Source organism: Streptomyces gilvus (assembly GCF_022513565.1).
Lineage (GTDB): Bacteria > Actinomycetota > Actinomycetes > Streptomycetales > Streptomycetaceae > Streptomyces > Streptomyces gilvus.
Genome location: NZ_JAKWBE010000039.1, coordinates 30,849 through 48,200, shown reverse-complemented (window position 1 = coordinate 48,200; position 17,352 = coordinate 30,849). Strand labels below are relative to the sequence as shown.

The following is a 17,352-nucleotide window of genomic DNA, read 5'->3' as shown; positions in this document are numbered from 1 at the left end:
GTGCAACGGCCTAGCGCGCACGGGTCACCTCCCCGCCTGCAGCACGGGCACCGCGTGGATCGAGGCGGGCCCGGCGCAGGGCTGCCCGCTGCACCAGCAGCGTGCTGCCCGTGCGCGCGGCCTTCATCAGCGGCGACCTTGGGAAGTGGCGCGGCTGTTCACCGCCGTCGGACAGCACGCGGGCGTCCTTCGGCGCGTACGGCAGCGTGGCGATCACCGGCACCTGCAGCACCCGCTGCACCTCACCCGCGGGATACGGACCCTCATTGATCATCAGCACGCTGACGTCGCCGACACGCTCCTCCAGTGCGCGCACCCGGCCCTCTGCTGCCTGCAGGCAGCGCAGGGTGTTGCGGACGACCACGAACGTGGCGTCGGCCTGCTCGGCCAGCACCCCAGAGGGGCCGTAGGCCCCGCGGCGGCCCAGGTCGATGAGGACGTCGTGGCCGCTCTCGGCCTCGATGCCGCGGAACATCTGCGCCAGGATCTTCCACACCTGGCCCAGGCTCGCCGCCTGCGAGGGGTCGGTGATGCCGGGCAGCAGCAGCCGGTCGCGCGGGGAGTCCTGCTTGCCGTCCTCACCGCTGAGGTCGATCAGCTGCCGCCAGAAGGCGTCGCTGAACTCGCCCTTGCGGGCAGCAACACTGAGGTTGCGCAGCCCGTACCGGTCGCCGAGCGTGCCCTGCAGCAGCCCGTGCAGCACCGCCCCGCCGTCCGGGTCGCACTCGGCAAGGATCATCCGCCGGCCCGCCTCCAGCGGCCACGACAGCAACAGGGCGAGAGCGCTCGTGGTCACGCCGGGCGCGCCGCTGCACCCGGTGAGCGCGATGACAGCCATCAGTTACCGTCCGGGGCAGCGAGGACCAGGCGCAGGGTGCCGGCCGCCTCCCACGCGACGGCCGTGGGACCGTCGGTGGCAGCGGTGGCCACGTCGACGACCACGATCCCGGTACCGGGGGCGGCGCCGGAGGCCTTCACGACCCGGCCGTCGATGGTCTGCGGCGCGGTGTCGGACGTCTTGCCCGTGTCCGTTTCCGTGGTGCCCTGGGCCGGGACGTGCACCAGCTCGACCTTCTGGCCCGGCACCAGAACCGTGGCCGGGATCTGCTTGGGCTCCAGACCGATCGGCACCAGCTGCTCACCGGCCTTCACCAGGTTGTCCCTCGTCACCTGCGACGGCGCGAGCAGGGAGCCGGGCTTGAGCTCGACGGCGGCCCGCTTGCCCACCACCGACCTCAGGGTGTCGGCGCGCACCGCCTTGACGGCCGGATCCAGGGCAACAGACGCTCGGCCCAGGTCGTCCTCGGTCAGGACCTGGCCGACCTGCACGTCCCGGACCACCGTCACCACGTCTGTGCGGTTGCCGACCTGGAGCAAAAGCACGGCGACTCCGGCGCCACCCGCGGCGATCAGCGCCAGCGACAAGGCGATGACACCTGGTCGTCTCCTGCGGGCCGACACCCGGGGTGGCGCCACCGGTCCGGCCACCCGCCCCGGCTGGGACGCATGGTTCGAGGATGCCTCTGCAAGTGCTTGGGTCCTGCTCAACTCTCTGTCCTCCCGGTGGCGTTACCTGACGACCTGGACTTCGCCGATCGCCACCTGCATCGGGGATTGCTGAGTCTGGGTGAGCTGGCCGGTCTGCCCGCCTCCGCCGGCGGTGACCGCCCAGTTGATCGTCCACGTCGACGTCGCGGTCAGTTGGTACCTGCCGCCCGGAGCGGCAGCCGACGTCCTGGCGTACACGTGGCCGCAGGTAGGGGACTCCGCCATGCCAACGGAGGCCTGGTACGCCGTCCCCGGCCCGTGGCACGTCACGATGGCACCGTCGCCCATCCGCCAGACGATCCGGGAGACCTTGGCCGTGGCCGTCACGGTGACGCCGCCGGCAGACGCCGACGCGGACTGAGGCCCGTACGTTGTCGCGCTCTGGTTGACCCACATCCACATCGGCACGCCCACCGTGTACTTCCCGGCCGCCCGCGGACTGGCGATGTCCGGACCGAGCAGCCGCATCTTCTTCACCGCCTCACGCGCCAGCACCTCCGGGTCGACAGCCGCGACGCCATTGGGCGGCTGGGCGAACCACTGGCTGGTCATGTTCGGGTTGTCGGGGCAGTACGCGTCGTACACGGCCCCCTCCGCGGGATCGTGTCCCTCCCATCGGGGGTCGCCAGCGGCGGGCTGGGGATCTGCCTTTTGGAAGTAGCAGTTGCGGCCGTTGACCCAGTACCCGTAGCCCTTGACGTAGCAGGGGACTTCCGTGTCACCCACCATGTTGCTGTCCTGGCACTTGGCCTTGCCCGAGCCGCCATCCGATGTCTGCTCGCTGTTGCCGCTTTTGCCGGGTGTGGTTGTGGTGTCGTCCGCGACCGTCCAGCAGATTCCTGCCTCACAGATGACCTTGCCATCACCCGCCTTCGCGGGAACATCTGCCAGGGCTAAGGCCGTGAGCGTGCCCAGAAGAGCACTTGCGAGTCCTCGCCGGCTCAGCATGTCTTCTCCAGGTTCGCGTCCTGCTCGATGACTAGCCACCGGGAGCCCACCCGTTGCAGGTCAGCGGTGATGGTGTACCGCTTGACCTGGTTGGGCACGGCGACGCTCTTGCCCGTCTTCTTGTTGATGGGATCCCAGGTGTTTGTGTCAAAGCACACCAACAAGGAAGCGCGAGAAGGCTTGTTGGCGGACTTGAGCGCGACGTCGTCCTCATGCGCAGTCACTTTGGGCTCGCCCTTGAATACGATCCCGTTTCGCATGTTGACGAAAACCGTGTTCTTCACATCGCGTAGAGCCTTGCCCGTCGCATAGCTGGTGATCTGGCTCCCGGCGAGGGATGACCTCGCATAAGCCTTGACCCGCTCATTGGTCATGCCCTTGTATGCGGCGACGACGGCCTTGCGGGCCTGTTCCTCTTCAGCGGATACGGTCGTGGTGGGTGCGACCGTGCTGGGGGTGGGGGAGGTGTCGGTCTTGTTGCCGTCGCTTGAGGAGCAGCCGGCTCCGGTTGTGATCGCGGCAAGTGTCAGCAGAGCCGAGATCACTGCGCGTCGATTCCGGGCGCGGGCGGCAGTGGGCGATGGCGTGTGGTGTTGCTGGGTCACGTGGTCTCCCCGTACGGCGCGGTGTGGTTGACCGCTGCCCCCGGCCTTCGCCATGCGACGACCCAGAACCGCGGCCTGCCGGCTGCGGTGGTGCGTTTGCGTGACCGTGAGATTACGCATATGCCAGCCAACTTCCCAGTGTCATATTTGAGTTCACGTGCGCAACTTGGGACGTATCCGGTCACTTCCGTAGCCGGGTGTCGACATGTAGCCGCTTGTGCGTGCTTGTTGTGGCGGTGAATTCGGGTGGGCGTCCGGTTTTCTCTTGGTGCTGACGTTGCGTGCGGGTGCGGGGAAGGAGATCTCGACCCGCCGGTTCTTTTCCCGGCCGGTTTCGGTGGTGTTGGCGGCCACCGGGTGTCTCTCGCCGAATCCGCGCGTGTCGAAGGCGGCCCCCGAGCCGTGTAGTTCGCGGGCCAGTACTGCCTGGACAGCAGCAGCGCGCTGCCGGGAGAGGATCAGGCCGTGGGAGGCGGAGCCGAGGTCGTCGGTGTAGCCATACACCCGGATCGTCGTGCCTGCCTGCGGCTCGATCTCGCGGGCGATGGAGGTGATGCGGGAGCGCGCCGATGTGCTCAGGTGCACGCTGTCCTTGGCGAAGAGCACCTCTGCCTGCAGGTCGACGGTCACCTGCGTGCCGGTCTCCTCGCGACGCTCGCCCCCTTCTTGGTCTGCGACCACCTGGCCGATGCCGGCAGGCTGCGAGCCGAAGCTGAGCACCTTGGCTGCGGCGAGCCGTGCTCCGGCCTGCAGCGCAAGCCCGGGACTGTCCTGGCTGATGGCGCGCGCCGTTGGGCCCTCCCATGCGGCCGCGTGCCGACGGGGTGCGGCGGCCGCCTGCCCGGCCGAGCCGGCTGCCCACGCACCGTCCAGCACGGCCAGGGCGAGGGCCCAGGCGGTGACCCGTGCTCGGGTGGTCGTCATGCGGGCGCTCACCTCATTCACCGATCCTGATGGTGGCGGTCTCGAACAGTGGCAGCTGGAATCCGACCGCCCTCGCCGCGGGGGAGGGGAACTGCATGAAGACGCGCGCACTCTCGCCGCCTCTGAGGGTGGACAGGCCGGTGGTGGTCAGGGGGCGGCCTTCGGTGTCGCGCAGGACGTAGTAGCGCTTGCGGTGGGTGAAGTCGGTGAGGGTGGCTCCGGCCAGCGACGGGCCGGTCCGCAGGACCTTCAGTTCCTCGCCGCGCAGTTCGGCGGGGATGACGGTCACGGTGGACGTGTTGTTCTTCAACTCCCCGCGGACAGTGACGTACCCGGCGGGGGCCTTCTCGGCCGAGGTGAGGGTGAGGGACAGGCCGCCCTGGCCCTGGAGTTCGGCAAGCGGCCGGCCCGTCTCCAGCTGTGCACGCGGCGCGAGGGCATTGCCGGTTGGCGAGGATGCCGCCGCGGGCCGGTGCTGTTCCTGGTTGCCGTGTGAGCAGGCGGCGGCGCCCAGGGCCAGGCCGGCCGTGGCCGCCGCCGCGGCGAGGCTTCGGCCGAGCGCTGCCATGTGCCAGGTCATGGGGTTACGTCCTTTCGGTTGAGTGATCTGGAGCCGGTCAGGGTGTGGCGGGACGGCACGGGCCGTAGGGCGGTTCACTGTGATCGGGCCTGCGGCCAGACGGTGATGACGTCGCCGTCGAGGGTGACGTGCCGGCCGGGGAAGCGGCCGCGCACCGCGGTCAGGTCGGCGTGGTCGAAGTCGTCGCTCCCGCGCACCACGCACGCGTCCCCGATGTAGGCGACGTGCTGGGCCCGGGCGGGCCACCCCTCCTCGCCAAGAGCTTTCATTGTGCGAACCTGGTCGCCAGGATGCGGCATGCTGGAACTCCTAACCTCACTGCACAGCAAAGGGGTTGTCGACCCCTACGCATGTATGCAGAAGTAAAGTAATGATTCGCCTGAGCAAATCCAAGGGGGTTTGAGTGCCGTGGCAAGGCTGTGACATTTCCGCGGCTGACGGGGCGTCACGGCGGTCCCGGCCCGTGGGCCCGCCGCCGATGGGACGGCGGATGCGTGGCCGGGCATGTGCTGGGCAGATCGCGTTCCGAGGGGGCGGCCTTGGCAGGAGTGGTCGGCCGGGGCGGGACGTGCAGCTGGGCGGTGGAGGCCGTGCGGTGCTGGGCGAGGGTGGCGAGGAGCTGATGCGCGAGGGGTTCCACGGGCTGGGTGTGAAGCCCGCCGCCGTACGGTCCTTCGGCTGGGTAGTGGTCAATCCCATTCGTTTTCTTCCTTCGACAGGCGCACTGCGGTAGCGGCAGCGGGTGCGTGCGTGGTGAGGAATGCGGTGACGTGTCTGGTCTGCTGGGCTACGCGGTGGGTGAGCTGGTCGAGCGGGAGTGCTTCGGCGTTGGTGAGGGCGGTGCGGTGCAGGGCGGAGACCTGTTGGGGGCGGGCCCAGTCGGCGAAGACCGCATCGAGGTGGGGTCCTTGCAGCTGGATGGGGCCGATGCGTCGGCCGTGCACGGTCAGGGAGATGTAGTGCTCGAAGCGCTGCAGGGTGGCCACTCGGTGGGGGCTGGGCTCATCGCCCCACTCAGCGGTGATCGCGGCGATCGCGGAGGTGGAGCCGGCGGTGGTAGCCAGCGTGGAGGCGTTCTGCACCAGGGACTGGCGTACGGGGCCGGGTAGCCGGGACAGGAGTTGGGTCATGCCGTGGACGTGGCATTTGTACTTGCGGAAGTCCTCGAACATGGCAGCGATGGTCTCCGGCGCGGCGCCAGTGAGCGTGATCAGTTCATCGAAGTACGGGCGGAAGGGCACCCGCCTGGCTTCGGGGGTGTCACGCCGGGAGCGCACGGCCCGCAGCAGGTCGCGGGCGAGCAGGGCGGTGATCAGGCGGTCGGTGGGTCCATTGCCGCCCGGGCACACCCACACGATCATGCGGGTGTCCATGGCGGTGCGGATGTTGTAGGCGCCGACGGGCTGGCCGAGGAAGGCGCGGGTGATGGGGTTGGCGGCCAGGCGGGCGATGGGGTTGAGGACGACGGGGAAGGCGTCCGCGGGCAGGGTGGGGAAGACGGTCTTCCACCAGGAGCGGGTCTCGGGATCGAGACGGTCGGCCACCGCGGCGAGTGCTGTTCGACGAAAGGCGCGGTCGGTGAGCAGGGCCCGCACGTGGAAGATCGTGGCCTGGTCCTCGGGCTGGCCGGCCTGGCATGCCGTCTCGTTCACGGCGACCAGGACAGTGAGCGCGGCGGTGAGGATGGTCAGTGCGCGCGGCGCGGTCGTGTCGTCCCAGGCGAGTGCGGAGGCGTAGGCGTCGGTGATGGCTTCGACGACCTCGTGGGCGGCCTGCCCGTGGTGCATGCCGAGCGGATTCCAGCAACTGATGCGCGGGTTGGTGCCCAGGCCGCCCAGGTCGATGAGCGCGATCCGCGGCATGAGGTGGTCGTGGGCGAGGAAGGGCAGAGCGCGCGGCCAGGAGTCGCGGTGGGGGTCGATGAACAGCAGGCCGCCTCCGGCGTGGGCCCAGCCGATGGCCTGGGCCAGGGCCCGTTCGGTCTTGCCGCCGCCGGCTTTGCCGATGCCGACCTCGAAGAGGGTTTCTTCGGCGTAGGTGGCGACCAGCCGGGAGCGGCCATCGGGGCTGCGATAGATGCCCTGCAGCAGCAACCCGGGCTCGCCGAAGGCGAAGGTCGGCAGATCCCCGGCGAGCACCGGCAGGCGGCAATGGATGGTGGGGGGCTTGAGCAGGCCGCACAGTTCATCCAGCCGGACCCAGTTCGCGCGGGGCGGCTGGCACTGCCCCAGATTCCAACGGCGCTCGAAGCCACGCCGGGTGGGCCAGCGGTCGGCGCCGAACCGCCAGGGGCCCACCCTCCAGCCGCGCATGGCCCACCGCGAGCGTCCGCCGAACACGTCGAACGCGGCCTGCAACTGGGCCAGTCGCGCCTCGGCGCGGCCCTCGGTGTTCGAGGCGCACATCACCAGCAGCTGCGCTCTCACGAGGTGGTCGTCCTCGGCGAGCTTGCCCAGCGCCTCGACCGGCTCCACCCGGCGCGGGACCGGCGGCATCACCAGCCTCCGGCTGGTGCCCGAGCCGGGGTTGTCACGGAGCAGCTGCTGCAGCTGAAAGCCCAGGGAGTCCTCGACGCCGCTGGCATCCTGCCGCAGCCAGCGCGCGGCCCGCTGGGACTCCCGACGCTCGGAGCGGCGCGCGGCGCTCATCAGCTGCAGGCGGCGCGCCCGCAGGGCCCACTTCGGGGCGCGCTGGATGTCGAGCCGGATCTCGGCGAGGTCGCCGAGCTCGGCGCGCAGATCGGCCACGGCGTCGACCAGCGGCTGCAGCGGGTCGGGGCTGAGGGGCACCTCGCGCAGCGGGGCCGTGGGCTTGCCGCGCAGGATGAACTCGGCGCGCACGGTGTGCGTCCGCGGCTTATCGGCGATCGGCCGGGCCCGGTTGACGGTGATGTCCGGTCCGAACGGGGTGATGGACAGCAGCCGTTCACCGCCCGCCGGGCCCTCGACGCGGTAGCGCAACGGCGCACTGCCGTCCGCGCGCAGCCTGATCTGCACGGCCTTCGCGCGGCGGGGTGCCCACCAGGGCATGCTGGTGGACGCGCGGGCGAGCTGGACACCACGCCGGAAGATCTCCTCCAGGCTCGGGTCGAAGTGCCGGTTGGGAACGAGTTCCAGGGCCATCCGCTCGGCCGACGCCTTGGCCGCGAGCCGGCGTACGACCCACTCGCCCACGCCCCAGAACACGGCGATGGCCAGGGCGAGCAGGTACCAGTGGGTGTAGAGCCAGTCGGCGGCACGGGCCAGGCTGGTGACCAGGCCGAGTACCTGACCGGCAGCCGTGACATCGAGCCCGCCGGTCAGGGACGGGGCTGCGGAGTCCACGTGATTGCTCCCTTCTTCGAAGTGGTGCGGGTGAAGTGCCAGTCGGTGATGCGCAGATCGGTGAAGGTGCCGCCGCGGTCCATGCCGGCCCACACCAGGTGGACCACTGCCTTGTCGGGGCTGTGGTTGCGGCGGGCGATCGCGGCCTGGATGCGGAAGCGGGCGGTGGCGAACGCCGGGGCCACCTCCTGGACCGCGTCGGGAAAGACCGTGGGCCACTTCGCGCGGCCGACGCCGGTGGCGTCCGCGCGCAGCAGCGCGCGCCCGGCGCTGAGCAGCTCTCGCTCGTCGGCGGCGGGAAGGTCGGCGGGCCAGGCCGTCTGAAGCGAGCGCTGGATGGCCCGGTCACCGGCCACGCCCTCGCCGTGCGGCGGCAGAGCCGACTGCAGGACTGACGGCGGTGATACGGCGGACGTCGTGGAGGAAGCCGGACTGACGGTCGTCTTTCCTGTGGGATGTCTACTGGCCGCAGGGGACGGATCAGTGGTCGCGCTCGCGGTCGGCGACGGTGCCCCGGTCGTTTGTTCCTGATGCCCCTTCGGCAGGCCCAGCAGGGCGACGCCGGCGACGGCGAGCAGGACGGTGCTCAGCACCAGCAGACGGGGTGAGCGTGGGGTGGTGGTCACAGCAGGCGTGCTCCCCCCGCGTAGCCGGGCATGGCGTTGACCGCGTCCAGCCGGACGACGGTGCCCGGGCGGGCGGCGTTGATCATCTGGCCGCTGCCGGCGTAGATGCCGACGTGGTAGATCGTGGAGTCGCGGCCGGGGGCGTAGGCGTAGAAGACGAGGTCGCCCGGCTTGAGGGCGCCGGTGCCGAGGCGTGAGGGGATGCGCTGGCCGACACCGGCCTGCGCGGCGGCGGTGCGGGGCAGGCGGATGCCGGCTGTGGCGTACGCGTACAGGGTCAGGCCCGAGCAGTCGAAGCCTTGGATGTTCGCTCCGCTTGTGCCGCTGGGGGAGCAGCAGATGCCGTACGACGGGCCGCTCGGGGTGCCGCCGCCCCAGGAGTAGGGCACCCCTCGCTGGGAGAGCGCCGCGTCGATGACGGTGCGGGCCTTGCCCGAGACGTTCTTCAGGTCTGGGTCTTTGGCGGCCGCGGTGTACTGGTCGATCCAGCCCAGCACGTCTGCGACGTACGCGGCCGAGTGGTTGTACTGCCAGATCGCGGTCTTCAGCTGGGCACGCTTGGTCAGGTCACGGTCGTCTCCGCAGAGGTAGACGGCGGCGCCGAGCGCGGCGTCGTCGGCGTTGTGCGGGTCGGCGATGTGGTCGCCGCCTGCGTCCTTGCCGACCGACTCCCAGGTGGAGGGCATGAACTGAAACGGGCCGACCGCGCGCTCCCCCTGGGAGGTGCCGTCCCACGTGCCGTTGTCGGTGTCGGGGACGGCGGTGGTGTTGCCTCCCTGGCCGGAGCCGTTGAGGAGCACCCCGTAGATTTTCGGGCGGATGTCGCCGCCTGCGGTGATGGTGCGGCCCACTGCGTGGTTGGACTCGACCTTGGCGATGCCGGCGAGGATCGGCCAGCGCATGCCCTGGCACTTGGGCACGTATGTCCCGACCTGCTGGACGGCCTTCTTGTAGGCGGTCAGCATCCGCGGCGGGATGTCCGCGGCGCTGCCGCCCTCGGCGATCCCGCCGTCGTCCTGCTGGCCCGTTGTCAGCGCGACGTAGGCGCTGATCGCGTTTCCGACCGGTGCGGCGCAGCACACGGCGGCAAACATCAGCAGACCCACCGTGCATCCCCACCGGCGGATGCGGCGTCCCGGCGGTGTCACTCCTCCTCACCGTCCTCGCGCCTCCACCGCTCGCGCATGTCGCGCAGAGCTTCGGCCTGCCGCATCGACTCCTGCATCCGGGCCTGGTTGCTGCTGCCTGCGGAACCGCCCGTGTCACCGTCGCCGGGACGAGCCGCACGCCCGGGCGCGCCGAGATCGGACCCGGGCACCGGTGCGGGGCCGTTTTGGCGGGGGAGCGGTGCCGGGGGCGGAGTTGCTGCGGGAGGGCCCGCAGGCGCGGCCGGCCGTGTGGGGGCAGGGGAAGGACGACCTGAGGGTGCAGGCCGCGGACGGGGTTCCGGGCGGGGAGCAGCGGTCGGCATGGCTGCGGTTGGCACACGCCGGCTGGTGAAGGGGCCGGTTCCACCGTGGTCGTCGGTGTGCTCGCGGATGACCCGGGCCACGTGACGCCCCGTGTCGCCCCAGGCTCGGCCGTCTTCACGGACGGTGTTGGCCCATACCCGCACTTGCTGGCGGGCGTCTTGGGAGTAGCGCGAGCCCCCCGACCGGGCGCGGCGCACAGTGGCCGGCAGACCGACCGTCGCCCCGTACGCGGTCCGGCCGCCCCGGTGGAGGATGCGGTATCCGCGGAATCGGACCAGCCGGTTGTGTGCCCGGGTCGACAGCAGGGTGCGGTCGCTGTTCTGGTCGTGCAGCACCTGGCCGGTGTTGCGGTCGACGACGCGTCCCTCTGCGTTGCGGTACCGGTCGGGCGGGCCCGAGGGCCGGCGCGGACCCGTGCCGCCAGGGCCGCCGCCCCCGCCGTCCGGCGGGCCGCCCGTGTCCGGGTCGCCGTCGGCGGTGGGCTTGCGCCACTTGGCCAACTGTTCCTTGTCCGGACGGCGTCCGATCAGCAGCCCGTATGCGCCCTTGACGCCGAGTCGTGCGCCCAGCCCGCCCACGGCCGCGGCCGCCGTCAACGGGGCAAGCCCCCGCCCGGCTTCGGCGGTGGCATCGGCGAGGACGCGGCCGGTGTCGACCGGCATGCCCGCACCGTCGAAAAGGGAGGTGAGCGCGCCCATCAGCCGCTGCCGGGTGCCGAGCATCCCGAACCGGCCGCCACCTGTGCCGGTGAACGCGCGCAGCCCCAAGCTGTATCCGCCCAAGGCGGCGGGGGAGTTGAGGGCGAGTGCGGCGCCGAGCTCGGAGGTGTCGCCGGGCAGGTGGGTACCGCCGACCTTGGCGTAGCGCATCCGCATGGCCGTGCGCCGGCCGAAGGAAGCGATCCCGGTCAGCAGTCTGCGGTGCCCGGCCGCGCCGGCGATGGCCAGGACGTCGATGAGGAGGATCCGCTCGACCATCAGGTTGGGGCCGTTGGTGATGGTGGCGTCGATCGCGATGCCGAAGAAGGGGATGAACGCGCAGGTCCCGACTACCGCCAGGACCGCGATCCCCCATAGGGACAGCCACTTCCACACGCTCTGGCGAGCGGGTCCGGGCAGCATGCCCGCGACGAACGTGACGCCGCCGACGGCCGCCGCGGCCGCGCACACGCCCTGGGTGCCGAGCAGAACGATCGCGGACGACAGCAGCATGCCGCAGATGAACAGCGCGGCGATCAGCAGCAGGAACGCGCCGCCTACCCGCCACCAGGTGGGCTTTTCGGCATAGGCGGCGCACGACGTGCCGACCGGGCCGGCCCTCTTCATGTCGGCGAGGAATGCGGCGAAGGCCTGGTCCTCGTCGGTGACGATCGCAGTGGAGGCATCGAGGAGTTCGCCGCCCGGCGTGAGCGATGGGAGATCGTGACTGGCGGCCTTGTCGTCGACGTCGCGCTCGCAGTACTGCTTGCCCGGCCCGTGGATCAGCCTGCAGGGGTCGTTCGCCTTGTCCGACGGAGTCGAGCTCGGCATGTACCCGCCGGTGACCCACTTCAGATGGACGGCATATGCCTTGCGGTCGGCAGTCTTGGCCGGATCCAGGACGCGTCCGTACTCCAGCAGCATGTACGGCTTCACGATCAAGGCGTTGGTGATCGAATCCTGGATGGGCCGGGCCACCTCGGCTGAGGAGACCGGTCCCTCGCCTTCCCGCTGCTCGCATGTGAGCTCGGCGTGGCCGGCCATGCCGTCGCACGGGCTCTTGCTGGCGAGTTTGCCGCCCCAGTCGTAGGAGTTGACGGATCGCTGGGCGACCTCGGCGGCCACCTGCTGAGACTGCCCCAAAGGGCCGTCCGGGCCGAGGAGGGTGTCGGGGCGGATGAGCGCGGAGGCGGCGATCGCCCCGATGAGGAGGGTGAGGAAGATTTCGCCCAGACCGCGGCCGACCCGACCGCGCACGATCATGAATCCCGCGAACACGAACGCCCAGGCCAGTAGCAGTCCTTTGATCCCGAGCGTGTCGACGATGACGTGGTCGTAGGCGTCGGCGGTCTTCTGTGCCGGGTGGGTGAGGAGCTTGAGCAGCGGGAAGCGGAAGGCCACCTCGATGGCCCACCCGGCCAGCCCGACCAGCAGCCGGATCAGGGTGAACAGACCCGACAGGGCGAAGGCCAGGGCCTGGGTCTTGAACGCGACGATGGAGCCGCCCGACGCGTTCAGGTCGTAGCCGTTGATCGGCACACCCTCCGACGAGTAGATGTTCAGCGGGGCAAGCAGATCTCCGGTCTCGCTGTCGCTTCCGGCCGCGTACACGACCTGGGTGTTCACCAGGAGGAACACGCCGGTGAGCAGCACGACGAAGCCGGCCGAACGCAGCATCGCGCGGTCGGGACGCAGCACGTCAACGCCGCCTTTGCCCAGTGCTGCCGCGCAGCCGCCACACCACGAGAGCCCCCACGCCCGCACCGGCGGTCCCCAGCCTCCACACCCCGCCGGCCACGTCCTTCCGGCTGGTTGAGGGCTTGGCCGCGGCGCCGCGCTCGCAGTAGGCCTTGGCCGGGCCCACGATCAGGGCACAGGGATCTTGGTGTGGGGCGTCGGCGGCGAAGGCCTGTCCGGTGTGCGGCCACCACGCCTGCGGCACGCCCACCCCGAGGGCGAGCACGACCGCGGCGACGACGACGGCGATCACGGTGAGGACGCTCACGACGGTGGCGACGCGCCGCGAGCGGTCCCACGACGAAGTGGTCATCGGAAGGCTTCCTTCGTACGGTTCTGTACGGCCTCACCGGCAAGCGGCTCCGGCACGGAAGGGGAGACACCGCCCGTGCGGCGTCCCGGCGTGGTGGTGATGGACGTGGTGATGCGCTCGATGCGGGGGATGGAGACCTTGACGCGGCCGGTGTTCTGCCGCGGGCAGGTCAGCAGAAACTCGCCCTCCCGGCCCTTGTGGCCGACGGGGGACAGGCCCGTGGTCACCAGCCGCAGCAGCTCACCGTCATCCGGATCGAGGCCGACGAACTCCAGACCCCGGCGGGCGCGTTCACGATCCGCGGTGCGGGCGAGCGCCCGGTAGGCCATCAGACCGCGGTCGGGGCCGAGTTCCTCGGCGTCGTGCGAGCCCGCCACCAGGCCGGCGCCGTGCTTGCGGCCGTCGTGGAGGATCTCGTGGACCAGGGCCGTGCCCTCGGCGGACGAGGTCAGCCAGTACAACTCGTCCAGGACCACCGCGGTGAACCGCTCGGGGTCCTCGAACGCGGTCTGCCGGGCGAGAGCTGCGATCAGGTAGAGCACCGCACGGCCGATCAACGCCTCCAGCGGCTGCTGGTGCAGGACCTCCGGCTTGTCGAACGCGGCCTTCGGCGGCAGCTTCAACCCGGTCGTCGTGATCACGATCATGTCGGAGGTACTGGAGGCGTCCAACCTGACCGGCGGCAGCGTCGGGTCGAACACCATCCGGGCCAGGGAGTTGGTGGCGACGACCCGGACCAGACCGGCCAGGGTCGCGGCCGCGTCCTGCCGCTTGCCCGCCTCGCGCGTGGCCATCTCCTCGAGGACGGCAAGGACACGGTGCATGGACGGGGCGTCGCTGAGGGCGGCCTGCTCGACGGCGTGGTGGAGGACCTCGCCGCTGGTGCTCATCGGACCGATACCGAGCTGCAAAGTCAGGTAGGACAGCGCGTAGTGCCGTCCCTCGGGTCCGTCGAACATGCGCAGCGGGTCGATGGACACCTCGGCCTGCGCGGCGTCGATGATCTGCACCCTGCCCTTGGCCGCGGTGCGCGCGAAGGTCGCCCACTCGCGCACCGGGGTGCGGTCGATGCAGATCGCGCAGCCGCCACGCGCCCACACCGCCTCCGCGATCAGCTTCTGCAGCACGCTCTTGCCCGCGCCGAGGTCCCCGACGATGCCCATCGACGCGGACGCGTCGACCTTGGGCGCATCCGCCACGTTGATCAGGACAGGGCGGGCGGTGCCGCAGTCCAGGTCGATGCCCAGGAACATCCCATGGGGGTCGCCGACCTCCGCAGCAGTGAACGCCCCACCCAGCGCCCAGTCCTCGGAGACCTGATGCTGGGTGAACTCCCGCACAACACCCGGCCGCACCGTGCCGGGCAGGCCCAGGCTGAACAGGGCCTCTTGCAGGCCGGCCGGGCGCACGGCGCGGTAGTCGGCGCCGGCGAGGAGCGCGGCCAGGGCGCGGGCCCGGGCGTCACAGACGGCGGCGGTCGGCCCCCACACCGTCAGCACCGTCACGGACTGCACCTCCACCTCAACCGACGTGCGCGACAGGCGTGCGTCCAACTCGCCGAGATCGCGGGCGGCCTCGGTGAGGGAAGCGGGCATGCCGGTGGGGCGGGCGTCGTACTGGTCGGCCTGGTCGATGAGGTCGTTCTTCTTGCGCCGTACCTGCTCGCGGGCCTTCTCCGCGGGCACGAGGGTGAGGTCGACGGTGTAGTCGACGGGAAAGTCGAGCATCTCCAGCTGAGCGAACAGATCAGCGGCATCCTGGCTGACGGCGGGCGGGCACTCGGCCAGCGCCAACTGCGCCTGGTAGCCGACACCTTGGTCGGACTCCACCTGCAGCCAGCGCCGCCCGAGCGGCGAGCCGGTGCTTAGCCGCCACCAGGCGGTGCGGCCAGACTGCATGATCCGGCCCGGCCGTGTGATCCGGCCGGTGCTCTTGAGCTCGCCCGTGTCGTCGAGTTCGGGATCGATGCCGCCCTCCTGCAGGCGCACCTGGCCGAGGTCGGCGTAGCTGGGGGAGCACAGCACCCCGTCCCGGAGCTGCCCGCCATACAGGTCGCTGGTCTCGGCCTCGGCCAGCAGCGGCTCGGCAAGGCCGCGGTGCAAGGCGTGCTGGATCATCCACACGATCTCCGCCGGGCGGGCCGGGCGGAAGGCGATGCCGCCGGCGAGCGCCGCCTGAACCCGCGAGGCCTGCTCCCGGTAGGCGCTCACCTCGCGCCGGGCCACCGGCGCCGGCCGCATGCCCAGCATCGGCGCGACCTCGGCCCACGCCGCGCCGAGGGACGCCGACACCTGCAGGCTGCCTGTTTCGGTCGTGAGGGGCACGGCCAGCCACAGGGTGCGGCGGTGCATCTCCTGCTCGTCCAGCAGGTCCAGGGTGGCCTCGACGTTCTCCACCCACGGGTGCGCTCCTGCACCGGGCGACTGCTCGGCCGGCTCGATGCCCTCGATCATCCTGAGGGCGATCTCACCCGGATCCACTTGCGCGCACAGGCCGAACAGCCGCGGCGCCCCGGACAAGGAGCGGACCAAGTGCGTGATTTTGGCGAGCTGTTCGTCGCGTACCGGGGCGGGCACGTACGTGCCCTGGACGGTCTCCTCACGCCGGCCCTGCGTGTCCGGGCCGGGGTGGAGCCGGTAGACGGCCCACACGCTGCCCTGCGTCGACCACACCAGGTGCCCGGCGATGTGACGGATCGGAACCCTCACCGCGCACCTCCGCCCTGCTGGGCGAGTGCGAGCAGTTGCTGCACACCCGACACCGGCCCCGCCGCCACCGCGGCAGCAACCGGCTGTGTGCGGCGGGGTGCGAAGGACGGGTGGTCTGTGGCCGGGCTCGGGTGCGGCGCCCGGGCTGGATGCCGCTGCACCGCAGGGGAGGGCGCGGCCTGCGCAGCGGAGCCGGGTGCGGGCGTGTCCTCGATGGTGAAGCCGCCGAGCAGCGGGTGCGCAGCGCGGTCGCGGGCGGCGCGCCCGCCGATCCGCCCACCGCGGGGCTGCCAGCCAAGCAGCACCCAGCCGAGTACGGCCTGCATGGGGGCGCGGCCGCGGACCTTTGGCCGGCGCACCATCCAGATGACCAGGCCCCAGGCGACGATGGGGATGGGCCCCATCCACGACCACCAGCTGATCGTCTTGACCAGGAGGAAGCCGCCGCCGACGGCGAGGGCGATCTGTGCGGGCGTGTAGGGGCCGAGCGGGATCTTCCAGTCGGCGACCTTGCCCAGCACCCAGGGGTGGCGGCGGGCTGAGGTGTAGAAGCGGCCCACCCGTGCCGCGGCTGCCGCGGTCACAGCCAGCCTCCGACGCTCGGCGACTGGTCACGGGAGGCCGGGAGTTCGGACCGGACGACCCCAGGAGCGGCGGGCGCCCCCTTGGACGGGTTCTTCACCTCGTCCGTGAACATGTTCGCCAAGTCGTTGCGCGAGTTGTACAGACCGAGCGCGATCACCATCAGCAGCAGGGCGCCGATCCCCGCCTTGAGTGAGAATCGTTGGATCATGATGACGACGACGAGGCAGATCAGACCGGCCTGAAGGCCCTTCGTCGCCCACTGTTTGAACATGTTGATCCAGCTGTTGCCGAGGTCGTCCAGCTGCCCGGCGAGCATCAGGTGGTGCACCGTGTTCATCGCCCGCCCCCTTCCTGAGCGGTGCCGGACTCAAGCGAGGCGACCTCCCACCGGCCCGAGCGGGCTGTGAGCGTGAGCTCATACGCCAGCGGCCACCGGCCGGCCCGGTCCCGGGCTTCCACCGAGGCGAGCACCCGCACTGTCGTGCCGTCCGCCGGCACCTGCTCGGCGGCCGCTGTCTCCTCGACGGCGGAGACTTCCTGGACGGCGAGCGCCGTGTACGGGGCGGGGGAGACGGCGGCGAGCTTCACGCCGGGCGCGAGGTAGCGGTCGACCTCCCCGGCGCCCGTCAGGTAGGCGCCGAGGAACTGCCCGATAGCGGAGGACAGATCCCCCTCCGGGACGCTCACGCCGTACGACGACTTCGGCACTGCGGCCCGGGCCGGGCCGGCCACCACGCCGGGCGCACCGGTCACCGTGAACGAGGAGCCCGTGCGGTCGGAGGCCACCGGCACGGCGTAGTACCGCAACCGTCCGTCTGCGTATTGCGCAGCCACCGTCACCGACCACGCGCCGGTGCCGCGCTGCGCACTGCGCACCGTCGTCACGGACTGAGGCGCCGACTGCGCACCGGCGGCAGGGGCGGGCAGTTCGACGTCCGGCGCCATCGACTGCGCAAGCCGCGCCTGCGCACTCGTCTCATCGTTGGCGTCGCTGCGCAGCCACGCGCCGATGAACACCTGCGCATAGCCGCCCGGGTCGGCGGGGGATGGCGCGGTGCGCACGGCGGTGGGCTTGGCCGCGGGGGCCGCCGCGACCGTGGTCGGGGTGGAGGCGACGGCCACGCAGAGGGCGATGGGGCCGGCCGCGATGACGGTCCAGACCGCTACGCGGGAGAGGCGTACGCGACGGCGCATCGCCTCCAGCCGGGCGCCGGCCGCCATCGCAGCAGCGGCCTCGCTCGGTGAGGCCTGCGTGCCAGGGGACATGGTCAAGCTCCCAGGTCAG

The 17,352-nt window shown here is 71.1% G+C and carries 17 protein-coding genes; all 17 read right to left on the bottom strand.

Translation table 11 applies throughout. The features are described 5' to 3' along the window. Positions 1-10 precede the first annotated feature (10 nt). A complete protein-coding gene (locus MKW14_RS36975; RefSeq protein ID WP_240870565.1) occupies positions 11-838 on the bottom strand; it encodes a CpaE/TadZ family protein in 828 nt (275 codons plus the stop codon). After that, complete coding sequence (locus MKW14_RS36970) at positions 838-1,488, bottom strand: SAF domain-containing protein (RefSeq protein ID WP_240870564.1); 651 nt, start codon at positions 1,486-1,488, stop codon at positions 838-840. The genes MKW14_RS36975 and MKW14_RS36970 overlap by 1 nt, the downstream gene beginning before the upstream one ends. 81 nt (positions 1,489-1,569) lie before the next feature. After that, positions 1,570-2,496: an ATP/GTP-binding protein gene (locus MKW14_RS36965; RefSeq protein WP_240870563.1), complete on the bottom strand. Its 927-nt coding sequence runs from the start codon at positions 2,494-2,496 to the stop codon at positions 1,570-1,572. Next, positions 2,490-3,101, bottom strand: a complete 612-nt coding sequence (locus tag MKW14_RS36960; protein WP_240870562.1) for a hypothetical protein — start codon at positions 3,099-3,101, stop codon at positions 2,490-2,492. The genes MKW14_RS36965 and MKW14_RS36960 overlap by 7 nt, the downstream gene beginning before the upstream one ends. Positions 3,102-3,254: 153 nt before the next feature. Next, a complete protein-coding gene (locus MKW14_RS36955) occupies positions 3,255-4,025 on the bottom strand; it encodes an OmpA family protein (protein WP_240870561.1) in 771 nt (256 codons plus the stop codon). Positions 4,026-4,038: 13 nt separating this feature from the next. Continuing rightward, entirely contained in the window at positions 4,039-4,605 is a 567-nt protein-coding gene (locus MKW14_RS36950; protein WP_240870559.1) for a hypothetical protein, read from the bottom strand. A gap of 74 nt (positions 4,606-4,679) precedes the next feature. Beyond that, on the bottom strand, positions 4,680-4,874 hold the full coding sequence (locus tag MKW14_RS36945; RefSeq protein WP_240870556.1) for a hypothetical protein: 195 nt from the start codon (positions 4,872-4,874) through the stop codon (positions 4,680-4,682). A 176-nt stretch (positions 4,875-5,050) separates the two neighbouring features. Next, positions 5,051-5,245, bottom strand: coding sequence for a hypothetical protein (locus tag MKW14_RS36940; protein WP_240870554.1), 195 nt, complete (start codon positions 5,243-5,245; stop codon positions 5,051-5,053). A gap of 49 nt (positions 5,246-5,294) precedes the next feature. Then, positions 5,295-7,928 carry an ATP/GTP-binding protein gene (locus MKW14_RS36935; RefSeq protein WP_240870552.1) on the bottom strand — a complete coding sequence of 878 codons (2,634 nt, stop codon included), beginning with the start codon at positions 7,926-7,928 and terminating at the stop codon, positions 5,295-5,297. Next, positions 7,904-8,554: a hypothetical protein gene (locus MKW14_RS36930; RefSeq protein WP_240870550.1), complete on the bottom strand. Its 651-nt coding sequence runs from the start codon at positions 8,552-8,554 to the stop codon at positions 7,904-7,906. Before MKW14_RS36930 ends, MKW14_RS36935 begins: the two co-directional genes overlap by 25 nt. Next, positions 8,551-9,660 (bottom strand): C40 family peptidase, encoded by a 1,110-nt coding sequence (locus MKW14_RS36925; RefSeq protein WP_240870548.1) that lies wholly within the window; start codon positions 9,658-9,660, stop codon positions 8,551-8,553. The genes MKW14_RS36930 and MKW14_RS36925 overlap by 4 nt, the downstream gene beginning before the upstream one ends. Positions 9,661-9,698: 38 nt before the next feature. Continuing rightward, positions 9,699-12,422 (bottom strand): hypothetical protein, encoded by a 2,724-nt coding sequence (locus MKW14_RS36920; protein WP_240870546.1) that lies wholly within the window; start codon positions 12,420-12,422, stop codon positions 9,699-9,701. A 1-nt stretch (position 12,423) separates the two neighbouring features. Beyond that, positions 12,424-12,774 (bottom strand): hypothetical protein, encoded by a 351-nt coding sequence (locus MKW14_RS36915; protein WP_240870545.1) that lies wholly within the window; start codon positions 12,772-12,774, stop codon positions 12,424-12,426. Further along, positions 12,771-15,482: an ATP-binding protein gene (locus tag MKW14_RS36910; RefSeq protein ID WP_240870544.1), complete on the bottom strand. Its 2,712-nt coding sequence runs from the start codon at positions 15,480-15,482 to the stop codon at positions 12,771-12,773. The genes MKW14_RS36915 and MKW14_RS36910 overlap by 4 nt, the downstream gene beginning before the upstream one ends. Beyond that, the gene (locus MKW14_RS36905) at positions 15,479-16,066 is read right to left on the bottom strand and encodes a hypothetical protein (RefSeq protein WP_240870543.1); all 588 of its coding nucleotides are present in this window, start codon (positions 16,064-16,066) and stop codon (positions 15,479-15,481) included. The genes MKW14_RS36910 and MKW14_RS36905 overlap by 4 nt, the downstream gene beginning before the upstream one ends. Next, positions 16,063-16,404, bottom strand: coding sequence for a hypothetical protein (locus tag MKW14_RS36900; protein WP_240870542.1), 342 nt, complete (start codon positions 16,402-16,404; stop codon positions 16,063-16,065). Before MKW14_RS36900 ends, MKW14_RS36905 begins: the two co-directional genes overlap by 4 nt. Continuing rightward, positions 16,401-17,333 (bottom strand): conjugal transfer protein, encoded by a 933-nt coding sequence (locus MKW14_RS36895; RefSeq protein WP_240870541.1) that lies wholly within the window; start codon positions 17,331-17,333, stop codon positions 16,401-16,403. Before MKW14_RS36895 ends, MKW14_RS36900 begins: the two co-directional genes overlap by 4 nt. Positions 17,334-17,352: the final 19 nt, after the last annotated feature.